This is a genomic window from Novosphingobium sp. Sphag1I, from assembly GCF_056279125.1.
This window is the reverse complement of record NZ_JBWBQS010000009.1, coordinates 207,192-220,171: the sequence shown is the minus strand read 5'-3', so window position 1 is coordinate 220,171 and position 12,980 is coordinate 207,192. Positions and strand designations below refer to the sequence as shown.

The window sequence follows — 12,980 nt, the reverse complement described above, 5'->3', positions numbered from 1 at the left end:
ACACGGGCTGGCCGAGAATGTTGCGCCGCTGGTGGTGGGGCTGATGGGCGGCTATGACGCCTTTGTCGCGCCCGCCACGACCACGGGCAAGAACATCGCCCCGCGGGTGGCGGCGTTGCTCGATGTGGCGCAGATCTCGGACATCCTGAGCGTCGAAGGCCCCAAGACCTTCACCCGCCCGATCTATGCGGGCAATGCGATTGCCACGGTCGAGAGCAGCGACGCCAAGCTGGTGATCACCGCGCGCGGCACGGCCTTTGCCAAGGCCGAGGCCACCGGCGGCAGCGCGGTAATCGAAACCGTCGCCACCACCGGCGATGCTGGCCTCTCCAGCTTTGTGGGCGCGGAACTGGCCAAGAGCGAACGCCCCGAACTGACCAGCGCCAAGGTGATCGTTTCGGGCGGGCGCGCCTTGAAGGACGCCGAGACTTTTGCCGCCACCATCTTCCCGCTGGCCGACAAGCTGGGCGCGGCGGTGGGCGCATCGCGCGCGGCGGTCGATGCCGGATACGTGCCCAACGATTATCAGGTGGGCCAGACCGGCAAGATCGTCGCCCCCGAAGTCTATGTCGCGGTCGGCATCAGCGGCGCGATCCAGCACTTGGCCGGCATGAAGGACAGCAAGACCATCATCGCCATCAACAAGGACGAAGACGCGCCGATCTTTCAGGTGGCCGACATCGGGCTGGTCGCGGACCTGTTCAACGCCGTGCCCGAACTGACGGAGAAGCTGTAAGCCATGGACGACATCCAGCGCGACACGATGCCCTATGATGTGGTGGTGGTGGGCGGAGGGCCTGCGGGCCTTGGCGCGGCCATCCGGATCAAGCAGTTGAATGCGGATCTGAGCGTCTGCGTGCTGGAGAAAGGGTCCGAGATCGGGGCGCATATTCTGTCGGGCGCGGTGGTTGATCCGCGCGCGATGGATGAATTGCTGCCCGATTGGCGGACCGATGGTTGCCCGCTGGCGGAAGTGCCGGTGACGGACAATTGGCATTGGGTGCTGACCAAAGGTGGCAAGTACTCAGTGCCCCACGCGCTGATGCCGCCGTTCATGAGCAACGACGGCAATTACACCGTCAGCCTTGGCAATCTGTGCCGCTGGCTGGGGGGCAAGGCCGAGGAACTGGGGGTGGAGATCTTCCCCGGCTTCCCGGCGGCGGAACTGCTCTATGACGGCGACCGGCTCATCGGCGTGCAGACCGGCGACATGGGCGTCGACCACGAGGGCCAGCCCAAGGGCGATTATCAGCCGGGCATGAACCTGACGGCGAAATATACCATTCTGGCCGAGGGTGCGCGCGGGCATCTGACCAAAAGGGTCAAGGCGAAGTTTGATCTGGAGCGCGATTGTCAGCCGCAGGTCTATGGTCTGGGCATCAAGGAATTGTGGGACATTGACCCCGCCAAACATGTGCCGGGGCGCGTGCTGCATACGCAGGGCTGGCCGCTCTCGGAGAGCGAGAGCTGGGGCGGCGGCTTCCTCTATCATCAGGCGGGCGGACAGGTCGCGCTGGGGTTTGTCACGGCGCTGGATTACAAAAACCCGCATGTGTCTCCCTATGAGGAATTCCAGCGCTGGAAACAGCACCCGGACATTCGCGCGATCCTCGAAGGGGGTAAGCGCGTCAGTTACGGCGCGCGGGTGATCAACGAGGGCGGGTGGCAATCGGTGCCGCATCTGGCCTTTCCGGGCGGTGTGCTGGCCGGGTGCAGCGCGGGCTTTGTCAACGTGCCGCGCATCAAGGGCAGCCATACCGCCATGAAGAGCGGCATGCTGGCCGCCGAGGCGATTGTCACCGCCATCGCCGGGGGCGAGGAAGGCACGCAGCTTGACAGCTATGAAGCTGCCTTGCGCGAAAGCTGGATCGCCGATGAGTTGAAACTTGTGCAGAATGCCCAGCCCTTGGTGGCCAAGTTCGGCGGGGCGCTGGGCACGGTGCTGGCGGGCGCGGAGATGTGGGCGCGATACCTGCGGGTGAACCCGTTCGGTGCCATGGCTCACCACACCGACGCTGAGGCCACGGGCCGCGCGGACCTGTACCAGCCCATCGCCTATCCCAAGGCGGACGGGGTCATCTCGTTTGACCGGCTGACCAATGTCTCCTTCTCCTTCACCAACCATGAGGAGGACCAGCCGTGCCATTTGCGCCTGGCCGACCCGACCGTGCCGGTGGCGGTCAACCTGCGCCAGTTCGCAGGACCGGAAGCGCGCTATTGCCCCGCAGGCGTGTATGAGTTCGTGGGGGATGGCGCGGACAAGCGACTCCAGATCAACGCCCAGAACTGCGTCCATTGCAAGACCTGCGACATCAAGGACCCGACGCAGAACATCACATGGGTTGCGCCCGAAGGCGGTGGCGGGCCCAATTATCCGAACATGTGAAGAAGGATAGGTGCGAGGGTCTGGACCCTCGCGCTCCCGTTACTGTCTGCGTTGTGCATTACCTCGGCCAAGGTTCACGGTACGCAGTTTTGACCATTAAAAAGCCTGCGGCGCGGCGAACTTATACCTATCCGCGCCGCAGGCCTTCAAACCATAACCATAACGCCGGCCAACCTCCCACCACCCCAAAACGGGATTGCAAAGGGCCCCCGCCCTTTGCCCGCCGGAGGCAAAACCCAAAAAACCACAACAACGAGAGGACCACCCATGCAAACCCGCATCACGCAAATGCTAGGCATCGAGCACCCCATCGTTCAGGGCGGCATGATGTGGGTGGGCACGGCCGATATGGCCAGCGCTGTGTCGAACGCGGGCGGGCTGGGGATCATCACCGCGCTGACCTGTCCCACGCCCGATGCGTTGCGGGCCGAGATCGAGCGGTGCCGCAGCCTGACCGACAGGCCGTTCGGGGTGAACCTGACGCTGCTGCCCTCGCTCAACCCGCCGCCCTATGCCGATTATCGCCGCGCGATTATCGAGAGCGGGATCAAGATCGTTGAAACCGCCGGCCACAACCCGCGTGAGCATGTCGAGGACTTCAAGAGCCACGGCATCACCGTTCTGCACAAATGCACCGCCGTGCGCCACGCGCTGTCCGCCGAACGGATGGGGGCCGACATCATCAGCATCGACGGCTTTGAATGCGCGGGGCATCCGGGCGAGGATGACATCCCCGGCCTGATCCTGATCCCGGCGGCGGCGGACAAGGTGCGTGTGCCCTTGCTGGCCAGCGGCGGCTTTGGCGACGGGCGCGGGCTGGTGGCGGCCCTTGCGCTGGGGGCCGAGGGCATCAACATGGGCACGCGTTTCTGCGCTACGGTCGAGGCGCCGATCCACCCGGACATCAAGCGCATGCTGGTCGAGGGAGATGAGCGGGCGACCCAGCTTATCTTTCGCAGTTTTCGCAACACCGCCCGCGTGGCGAAAAACGCCATCTCGCAGGCCGTGGTTGAGGCAGAAGCCCGCGGCGAACCCTTTGAAACCATCGCCCCGCTGGTCAAAGGCGCGCGTGGCCGCGAAGGGTTGAACACCGGCGACATGAACCATGGCGTTGTCACCGCTGGGCAGGTCATGGGGCTGATCCACGACATCCCGACATGCCAGCAATTGATCCAGCGTATCGTCACCGAGGCCGAGGGGATCATCAAGGGGCGGCTTGGCTCTTGCCTGTCCGTATAATGTCTGGCCATGCCTGCGCGGTTGGATCACCCGGCGCGGGCATGGCCAATATCAATCCGGTTCTCAGGCCAAAGCGCTGGCGGGCAGAACAATCGTGTTGAGCGAATCCGCCGCCAGTTCCAGCGTCAGCGCCTTTGCGCCCAGCGCATAACGCACCTTCTGCTTTTGCCCCATCGCATTGTTGGCGATCAGCACCACGCTGCCATCGGGATTACGGAAGGCGATATTGTCGTCAAAGCCAAGGAAGCTGTCGACCGGCAGGACCTTGGCCCCCGGTTTCACATAGGAGGACAGGTGACGCATCAGCCAGTAATCGGGCGTCAGGCGCCATGATTTGGTGGCCGGATCAACCACGATCAGGCTGTTCTGCGGCCAACCCCAGGGCGAGAGGCCCCCGGTCGGCAGGACCGCGTTCCAGTAATCCCACGCGCCCGCGCCAAATTCGATGTAACGGCGCAGGTTGGCCCAGCCATAACGGGCATAGTGCCAGTCATTGGTCGAGGTGCCGCATTCCCATTCGGTGCCCCAGATTTCCATATTCGGATATTGCCGTGCAATCTGGGGCAGGGCGCGTTTGCCGTCCCATTGCACGCCCACGCCCTTGATGACGGCGGCGGCTTTCGGGTCGGACATTACGGCGTCCAGCATCTCGACCTTGCTGCGCTCCAGCGTGCCGAAGAACACGCGTGTGCCCACCTTGTCCATCTCGCGGCCAAGGAAGGGCAGGAAACGCGCCAGACCCGCCGGCGTCCATGTGCAGGAGGAATAGGGCTGGGCCGAGTTGAATTCATTTTGCGGCATCACCGTGCCGATGGTGATGCCCGCCTTGGCGTAATCTTCGACATAGCGGCGGAAATAGCGCGCATAGGCGTCGAAATAGCGGTCTTCCTGAATGAAGGCGTCCTCGCCCTCCTTGCCCGTCTGATCGTCGCGGATGCCGGTTTCGGGCGTGCCGGGCCAAGGTTTGGCCATGGCGTAAAAACCATTCTTTTTCATCCAACTGGGCGGGCTCCACGGGCTGGCCCAGAGTTTGAGGTCGGGGTTAAAGCCCTGCGCCGCCTTGATATAGGGGATCAGCGTTTGTCGGTCATTGGCGGTCGAAAAGCTCTTGAGATCGAAATCACCCGGCGTTTCGTCATAGGAATACCACCGCCGCGCAAAGTCATTGGCCCCCACCGGCGTGCGGCACAGGGTAAAGGCGGCCTGATCGGGGGCAAACATTGCGGCCATGGCCGATTGGCGATCGGCAGGCGACAGATGCGACAGCGCGACCCAGCCCAGTTCGTTGAAACAGGCGCCAAAGCCCGCCACCGTCTGGCGCGGATTGGCCAGATTGACCGTGGCGTCGGTGCCGAACAGGCTGGCCCTGCTGACCTCGCTCAGTGCCGGGACGGTCTGTTTTTGCCATGGGGCGTCGGCCTGCGTCGCAAACCACAGGGCGCCGGGCAGGGCGGAGGTTTCGGCCGCGCGGGCGGCGACAGGCGCGACAGCCCCGGCCCCGATCAGACCCAGCGCGGCGCGGCGGGAAACGGAAAGATCAGTCATTATCGGACACCTCGATCAGAATGCGGCGATAGCGGGTCAGCGCGGGCGTGCCATTGTCGGTGACGGCCAGAATTACGTGGGCGGTGCGCACCGCCGGACATTTCAATTGCGGCAGGTCCAGCCAGCTTTTGGCGCAGCGTGCGGCAATTTTGACCGTGGCGCGCGCGGCGTCGCCGTGGGTGATTTCAAGGGCGGGGTTGGGGCCTTTGCCGTCAAATCCGGCCTCGTCATAGGCAAACCAGCGATAGGTCAGCTTGTTGCCATCGGGATCACGGCCGGCCGAGGCGTCCAGCGTCAGGCTTTGCCCGGTCTTCGCCTTGATGGCGATGGGGGCCAGTCCGGCCTGTCCATTGACGATGGGTTGGGGGGCATGATTGGCCTTGGCATAGGGCTGGATGGTCCAGTCCATACGGGCGGCAAAATCATTCTGGAATGCCTCACGCCAGCGCCAGATGGTCGCCTGATCGCTGGTATGGCCATCGACCGTGTCGGCGCTGGTGGTGCGCATGAAGGCGTCGCCGCCCTGCGTCCAGATCTTGCGGCTCTCGCCCACCGACTGGCGCAGCAGATAGCGCCCGCCCCAGCCGCCCCAGTCGGGCTTGTCCTGAGCATTCAGGCCATTGGGAATAAGGCCGAGGAACGAGGGCGTGTCGCCTTCCATGATGAACATGTGGTGCGGATAGGCCGCGCCCAGCGGGCCTTTCGAACGGATGTTTTTATCCAGCCATGCGTTGGAAACGGGCGTGAAATTCGCGCCCGCGCCATTGCGATAATATTGGTCGCCCGAAATGCCGGTCCATGTGGCACCGGCATATTCCGCGCCATCCTGTGACGAAGGCGTGCCGATCCAGAACAGGCCGGGATAGGTGCGGCGCATCGGCGCGCCCGCATCGTCCTGATCGCTGATCGCATAGACGCGCAGGCGGGCGATCAACGCGTCAAATTCCACCGCCGCCATGGTCTTTTTCGCATGGCCAAGCGCTTCGGCCAGAGTGTTGCCGCCGCCCCACAGACCCACCCAGAGCGGGCGCGGGTCGGGCCGCTGCGCCGCCGCGATCAAGGCCAAGGCGGCGGGCGAGGGGTGGTCCACATCAACCGCCGCCATACCATATCCGGCGCGGCCCGCATAAACTTTTGCGGCCATCGCCTCGCCCGTGGGATAGGCCGGGTCGTGCAGGCGCAGATTGCCCGCCACCTTGCCATAGGCGTCGATGACCTTGTGCATGATTTCGGGGCTGACCTTCTCGCGCTGCCACACCGATGTGGTGGCACCAAGCCCCTCGATATCGATCTCGTTGGCATAGAGCAGCAGGCGGACCAGCGACATCTGATCGTCCGGCTCGTTGCCAATGTCGGACAGGACGAAAAGGCGCTGATGGGGCGTATCCGGCGCAGCCTGAACCAGCGGGGCGGCACCCAGCAACAGGGCTGCGTAAAGCAGAGGCTTAACGGGCATCACTCTGTCCTTTGTTATGGACCCCGCTTTGGATCGTTCCACAGCGGGGCCTAGGCTCTATGGCCCATTGATAGCGTTATCAATTGCAGGGATTAGCCGTCAATTTTGACCACGACAACCGATTTTGCCGGAATATCCAGCCACAATTTGCCGCCGCTGATCCGCCCGCCATTAAAGGGTGCCGGGGCAATCTCTTCCTTCTGTCCCGGCGTATTATGCGCGTCCAGCTTGGCCGCCGTCAGCACTTGTCCCGAAACCTTCGTACCCTTCAACGTGCCAAGGTCGAGCGAGAGTTTATAGCCCTTGTCCTTGTCGGCATTGGCGACAGCGACATAGGTTTTGCCGTCCTTTGCCCGCGCCGCGCTGACGGTAAAGGCGGGGAAGGATCCGCTTTCAGCCTTTAACATGGGGGCGGGGGCGTTGACCGGGATCAAGGTCGCGTCCTGAAACGGCATATACATGGCAAAGGTGTAATAGGTCGGCGTCTTGGCCAATTTATCGCCATCGGTCAGCAGCATGGCCTGAAGCACATTCACCGCCTGGGCAATGTTGGCCATCCGCACCCGGTCGGCATGGGCGTGGAAGATGTTGAGCGTGATCCCCGCCACCAGCGCGTCGCGCAATGTGTTCTGCTGATACAGGTGCCCCGGTTCCGTGCCCGGTTCGGGGCGATACCACGTGCCCCATTCGTCAACGAACAGGCCGATCCGCTTTTTCGGGTCCACCTTGTCCATCACCGCCTCATGCCCGCGCAACACTTCGTCCATGCGCGAGGCCTGATAGAGGATCTCGTTCCAATGCGAGGTGGGGAAACCGGTGGCCATGGCGCTGTCGCGTTGCGCCCAGTCGCCATGCCACACGGTGTAGTAATGCAGCGAGATGGCGTCCATCTGCTGACCTGCATTGTTCAGGACGACTTCCATCCATTTGGTGTCGTCATTGTTCGGACCCGATGCGACCCGGAGAGCCGAATTGTCATTATGCATATGGAAAGTTGAGCCGTTCTTGTGAAAGAAGGTTGCAAATTTCCGATATTCATTTGCGAAATATTCCGGAGTCTGCGCACCGCCACAGCCCCAAGCCTCGTTGCCGATGCCGACGAAATCCACCTTGAAAGGGGCGGCATGGCCATTGGCGCGGCGTTCCTGCGCCAGCGTGTCCTCGCCCTTGGACGTCAGATAATCCATCCAGTCGCGCATGACGGCGGGCGTGGCCGTGGCCATGTTGATCGCGACATAGGTGTCGGTGCCCAACTGCTCGGCAAAGTCGAAAAACTCGTGCGTGCCAAAGGCGTTGGTTTCCAATCCGCCCCACCAGTCATTCTTGCGCACCGGACGCCGCGCCGCCGGACCAATGCCGTCGCGCCAGTTGTAGATGTCGGCAAAGCATCCGCCCGGCCAGCGCACCACCGGCACCTTGATGGCTTTCAAGGCATCGACCACATCGCGGCGGATGCCGCGCGTGTTTGGGATCGCGCTGTCCGGCCCGACCCAGATACCGTCATAAATATCGCGGCCCAGATGTTCGGCAAATTGCCCCTGAATGTGGCGCGAGATGATGGGGCCGGGCTGGTCGGCCCGGATCGCCCCATTGATCGTGTCCTGCGCGGTGGCAGGCGTTGCAAGGGCCACCGCCGCGGTGGCCATCAGCGAAGCGATCCGGCGCATTCCCCTTACTCCTTCCAGCTCTTGGCGGGCAGGCTGATGCTCACCTTCTCGCCCAGATTTTCCGCATTGCGGCCCAGCGCAAAGCCGTAGGTGCCCTTGGGGGTGGTCCACAGGCCGTCCTTCCAATCGGCCAGCAGGCGCGGGTCGATGGTCAGCGTGACGGGCTTGGATTCCCCGGCTTTCAACGAGACGCGGGCAAAGCCGACAAGGCGCTGCTTTACTTCACCATTGCGGGTGGTCAGGTAAAGCTGGGCCACTTCGTCGCCATCACGCGCGCCGGTGTTCTTGACCGTAAAGGTCGCGGTCAGGCCCTTGAGCGACAGGCCGGTGGTCTGGAACGTGGTATAGGACAGGCCATAGCCGAAGGGGAACAGGGCCTTTTGACCCTTGCGTGCGAACCAGCGATAGCCAACGTCCGAGCCTTCGATGTCATAATCGGCATGAAGCTGGTCGCTGCCCGAGGTGGGGTCACCGGCAAAGTTGGGCTCAACCCAATCGCTGCCGTCCAGCTTGGGACGGGGCAGCTGCTCGGTGCTGGCCGGGAAGGTGAGAGGCAGGCGGCCGCCGGGGTTGGTTTCGCCGAACAGCACGCTGGCGATGGCTTCGCCGCCGCGCGCGCCGGGATACCATGCCTCGATCACGGCCTTGACCTTGGACAGCCAGGGCATGACCACCGGCCCGCCGGTTTCCAGCACGACAATGGTGTTGGGGTTGGCCGCCGCCACCGCGGCGATCAGCTCATCCTGACCGTTGGGCAGGTGCAGGTCGGGCACGTCCAGACCTTCGGTCGTGTATTGCGTGGCAAAGATCACCGCGACTTCTGATTGCTTGGCTTTTTCCACCGCGTCGGTGATGTAACGGCCATCGCGGAACGTCACATTGGCCTGCGGGGCCTGCGCCTTGATCGCCTTCAACGGGCTGGACCGGTGATAGTTCTGACCAATCAGGCCAGCCCAGACGCCGTCGCCCATCAGGGGGATGGTCACGGCCGCGCCGCCTTCGCCTTGTACCTGCGACGAACCGCCGCCCGACAGCACGCCGCCGTCGGCATAGCCGCCGATGACCGCAATCGACTTGGCCGTCTTCATCAAAGGCAGCAAACCGCCTTCGTTCTTGAGCAGCACGATGCCCTGCTTGGCCGCGTCTTCGGCCACCTTGGCATTGGTGGCGAAATCGATCTTGCCGCCGGGGTTGGCGGGGAATTTGTCCACGCCCGCCGCATAGATTGCGGTCAGAACGCGCCGGTTCATGTCATCGACGCGCGCGGCCCACTTGGGATCGGCCTTGGCCTTGGCGGCCAGTTGGTCGGTGAAGAACACGCCCTTGTCGAGCTGTTCGCCCGATTGCTGGTCAAGGCCGTTGATCGCCGCTTCGACGCCCGGCACCGCGCCCCAGTCGGACATGACAAAGCCCTTCCAGCCCCAGTCCTTCTTCAGCACCTTGTTCAACAGGAAATCGTTCGAGCAGGCATTGTGCCCGCCCACGCGGTTATAGGCGCACATCACCGAGAGGGGCTGGCCCTGTTCGATGCCGATCTTGAAGGCCAGCAGGTCGGATTCCTTGGCAGCGGCTTCGCTGATCTTGATGTCGATATATTTGCGGCCGGTTTCCTGACCGTTCAGAGCAAAATGCTTGATCGTCGAAATGATGTGGTTCGACTGGATGCCGCGGATCGCCGCGCCCACCAGCACGCCCGAAAGCAGCGGATCTTCGGACAGATATTCAAACGTGCGCCCGTTGCGCGGATCGCGCATCAGATTGACGCCGCCTGCCAGCAGGACGTTGAAACCCTTGGCGCGGGCCTCGCCGCCGATCATCGCGCCGCCCTTGTACAGGATGTCCGGGTTCCACGTCGCGGCCTGAAGCACGCCCGAGGGAAGCGCCGTCGCACCATCCTTGCGCAGGCCCATCACATAGGACACGCCCAGCGAGGCGTCGGTTTCCTTGAGCGCAGGCACGCCAAGGCGTTCAATGCCCGCCACATAACCAGCACCCGGCACCGCATCGGCCGGAATCTTCGTCGTGCCAATGCCCAGATCCATCGGCATGATGCCATGGGTCAGGATGGTCTTTTCTTCCGTCTTCATCGCCTGGACGGTGGCGGCGGCGCGCGCATCAGCCTTGGCCACATCCTGCGCCGTGGGCGCTTGGGCAAAAGCGGGCTGGGCCGAAATGGCCAGAGCCATCACGCTGAGCGAAGTCCAGAGCTTGGGGGTGCTGATCACTGTCATCCTCGTTTCGTCGGTAGGCAAATTTTTTAGGGGCAGACATGACAAAGGCGGGTGTGGCCTAAAACCACACCCGCCCTCCCTCATGACTTTTGAAGTCTCACTTAGAACTTCACACCAGCGCGAACGCCATAGGTGCGCGGTTCTTCCATGGTCACGCTGGGCGTGTTGCCGGCGACGGCATTGGCCACGGTGATCACGTTTTCCAGATTCTTGGCATAGCCCTGAATGTACCAGCGATCATGCGGCGCCTTGTAGGTCAGCGTGATGTCGGTCTTGGTATAGCTGGGCATACGGAACTGATACAGCATGTTCAGGTCGGAGATGTAATATTCCGAGGACAGCTGGGTACGGACACCGGCTTCGACATGGGCGTCATTGGCCAGATCAAAGTTGCGGGTATAACCCACCGTCGCCGTCCACTTGGGGGCGTGGTCCAACTGCTTGCCGGCGAAATTCACGCTCTGGCCCGACGAGTTCGTGGGCGAGAAGCTGGAATAACGCGCGTTGGTATAGTTGCCCGCGATCGTGAACGTATCGTCCGGCGTCGGCTTCAACGTGGTTTCGGTTTCGATACCGTCGATTTTGGCGGTGCCTGCGTTCTGGATCAACGTCTGGAGCACGCGGGCGCCCGTCGTCGGATCGGTCAGAGTGGCCGCCTGCGACAGCTGCAGGTTGCTGTAATCATAGTGGAAGGCCGAAGCGTTGAAGCGGACCTTGCCGTCGGCGAACTTGAACTTCACGCCGCCTTCATAGGCGGTGAGCTGTTCAGGACGATAGTACAGCGTGCTGGCCGACAGGGCGCAACCCAGACCCGACCCGGTGACGCAGCCATCGTTGAAACCACCGGCCTTGTAACCGGTCGAAACGTTGAAATAGGCCAGACCCAGACCCGGAACGTCATAGTCCAGACCAACCTTCCACGTCACCTTTTCAAAGGTGGCCGAGGCGATGTTCTGGTTGAGCGTGCAGGTGGTGCCGACGCATTGCGAACCGAACGAAGAAGGCACCGAAGCCTGATTGGGGAAGTACAGCACCGTCGAACCGTTACGCGACTTGAAGTCATTCGTGTAACGCACGCCGCCGGTAAGGTGCAGGTTCGACTGGATGTCATAGGTCAACTGGGCAAAGCCGGCCTTCGAACGCGACACCGTGGGGCCTTGCGGGAAGGCATAGCCCGAAGCGCCGGGGTAAACCATCGAGGAAAGCGGGTTGCCCAGCGTGTAGTTCAGATAAGACTTTTCTTCAAAGTAATAGCCGCCAGCCTGACCGTGCAGCTTGTTGCCCTTGCCAAAGGCAATGCGCAGTTCCTGCGAATTCTGGTGATAGCGGCCCCAGAAAGTGGCCGGGTTTTCCAGAACGCCAAGGAACAGCAGATCCTGCGTGAAGTCCTGCTTGGATTCGCGGTACGAACCCAGATAGGTCACATCGATCGTGTCGGTCAGAGCATAGGTGAAGTCACCCATCACGCCCTTGGTCGTGTTCCACTTATAGCTCGAATACTGCTGAGCATAGCCCAGAGCGCGATAGGCATTGGCGCTCTTGCCGGCGATGAACAGGGGGTTCACGCCCACGGTGCCGGTGTTGGTGTAGAAATTGCTGAGCGGCACAACGTTGGTCATCGAACCGCGCTGGCTCGACCAGTCACCGCGCACGACGAACTTCAGGCGGCCGATATCGCCACCAAACGACAGGCGCGTCGAGAAGATCTTGCGATAGGGGTTGATCGGATAATTCGTGTTGTTGGCCGTTTCCAGAACGTTGCTGTCCTGACGGTCATAGTTGGCGGCCAGACGGATGCCCAGCGAGTCGCCGATCGGCGCGTTGATCATGCCGGTATAGTTCTGGCTGTTCAGATTGCCGACCTTGGCGTCGAACGAACCTTCCCACTTGGCCTTGGGGCGGGCCGACTGAACGTTGACAACGCCCGCGGTCGTGTTGCGGCCATAAAGCGTGCCCTGCGGACCGCGCAGCACTTCGACCTGCGCCACGTCAAAGAAGGCGCCCTTTTGATCCTGCGGACGGGCGATATAGATGCCGTCCAGCAGGAACGCAGCCGAGGGGTCACCCTTTTCGGTGCCGTCGGTGCTGGTCACGCCGCGGATGGCGATGCGCACGCCGTCACCGCTTTCGGTAATGGCAAGGTTGGGGGCGACCTGGGCCAGCGAACGCGGGTCGGTGACACCGGCCGAACGCAGGCTGTCGCCGGTCACGGCGGTCATCGCGACGGGGGTCTTGGAGAGCAGCGTGCTCTGGCGGGTTGCAGTCACGACGATGTCGCCCGAATTGGCGGCGGGGGCATCGGCGGTCTGTGCGAAGGCGGTCGTTGCGGACAGGGCAAGGGCAACGGCAGCGCCGCCCATCAGATACGACTTCATGAAATTCCTCTCTTTCAATCCGGCAAAAGATTTGTGGGGCAACGCTCGTTGGGTTGCCGTCGTCTTTGGCTGGGTGTCGGT

8 protein-coding genes are annotated in these 12,980 nt (G+C 62.6%); 3 read left to right on the top strand and 5 right to left on the bottom strand.

Annotated elements, in window-relative coordinates; all coding sequences use genetic code 11:
- From ACZ9HU_RS12735 to ACZ9HU_RS12725, 3 genes are all read left to right on the top strand, one after another.
- Positions 1 to 736 (top strand): electron transfer flavoprotein subunit alpha/FixB family protein (locus ACZ9HU_RS12735; RefSeq protein WP_476105431.1); only part of this gene is annotated, 736 nt, incomplete at its 5' end.
- A 3-nt stretch (positions 737 to 739) separates the two neighbouring features.
- Positions 740 to 2,386, top strand: coding sequence for an electron transfer flavoprotein-ubiquinone oxidoreductase (locus tag ACZ9HU_RS12730; RefSeq protein ID WP_476105430.1), 1,647 nt, complete (start codon positions 740 to 742; stop codon positions 2,384 to 2,386).
- A gap of 267 nt (positions 2,387 to 2,653) precedes the next feature.
- A complete protein-coding gene (locus ACZ9HU_RS12725; RefSeq protein WP_476105428.1) occupies positions 2,654 to 3,625 on the top strand; it encodes an NAD(P)H-dependent flavin oxidoreductase in 972 nt (323 codons plus the stop codon).
- A 63-nt stretch (positions 3,626 to 3,688) separates the two neighbouring features.
- Here the strand turns inward: ACZ9HU_RS12725 and ACZ9HU_RS12720 are convergent, their stop codons facing one another.
- The 5 genes from ACZ9HU_RS12720 to ACZ9HU_RS12700 form a co-directional block, all read right to left on the bottom strand.
- Positions 3,689 to 5,170, bottom strand: coding sequence for a glycoside hydrolase family 30 protein (locus ACZ9HU_RS12720; protein WP_476105427.1), 1,482 nt, complete (start codon positions 5,168 to 5,170; stop codon positions 3,689 to 3,691).
- Entirely contained in the window at positions 5,163 to 6,626 is a 1,464-nt protein-coding gene (locus tag ACZ9HU_RS12715) for a DUF1593 domain-containing protein (protein ID WP_476105425.1), read from the bottom strand. Before ACZ9HU_RS12715 ends, ACZ9HU_RS12720 begins: the two co-directional genes overlap by 8 nt.
- Positions 6,627 to 6,718: 92 nt before the next feature.
- Positions 6,719 to 8,293: an alpha-N-arabinofuranosidase gene (locus tag ACZ9HU_RS12710; protein WP_476105424.1), complete on the bottom strand. Its 1,575-nt coding sequence runs from the start codon at positions 8,291 to 8,293 to the stop codon at positions 6,719 to 6,721.
- 5 nt (positions 8,294 to 8,298) lie between these two features.
- Positions 8,299 to 10,524 (bottom strand): beta-glucosidase, encoded by a 2,226-nt coding sequence (locus ACZ9HU_RS12705; protein ID WP_476105422.1) that lies wholly within the window; start codon positions 10,522 to 10,524, stop codon positions 8,299 to 8,301.
- A gap of 101 nt (positions 10,525 to 10,625) precedes the next feature.
- Positions 10,626 to 12,899: a TonB-dependent receptor gene (locus tag ACZ9HU_RS12700; protein ID WP_476105421.1), complete on the bottom strand. Its 2,274-nt coding sequence runs from the start codon at positions 12,897 to 12,899 to the stop codon at positions 10,626 to 10,628.
- Positions 12,900 to 12,980 lie beyond the last annotated feature (81 nt).

Excerpts from the sequence above, each read along its gene's own strand:
- ACZ9HU_RS12720 (WP_476105427.1), bottom strand. The coding sequence starts at position 5,170 with ATGACTGATCTTTCCGTTTCCCGCCGCGCCGCGCTGGGTCTGATCGGG.
- ACZ9HU_RS12725 (WP_476105428.1), top strand. The coding sequence starts at position 2,654 with ATGCAAACCCGCATCACGCAAATGCTAGGCATCGAGCACCCCATCGTT.
- ACZ9HU_RS12705 (WP_476105422.1), bottom strand. The coding sequence starts at position 10,524 with ATGACAGTGATCAGCACCCCCAAGCTCTGGACTTCGCTCAGCGTGATG.
- ACZ9HU_RS12730 (WP_476105430.1), top strand. The coding sequence starts at position 740 with ATGGACGACATCCAGCGCGACACGATGCCCTATGATGTGGTGGTGGTG.
- ACZ9HU_RS12715 (WP_476105425.1), bottom strand. The coding sequence starts at position 6,626 with ATGCCCGTTAAGCCTCTGCTTTACGCAGCCCTGTTGCTGGGTGCCGCC.
- ACZ9HU_RS12700 (WP_476105421.1), bottom strand. The coding sequence starts at position 12,899 with ATGAAGTCGTATCTGATGGGCGGCGCTGCCGTTGCCCTTGCCCTGTCC.
- ACZ9HU_RS12710 (WP_476105424.1), bottom strand. The coding sequence starts at position 8,293 with ATGCGCCGGATCGCTTCGCTGATGGCCACCGCGGCGGTGGCCCTTGCA.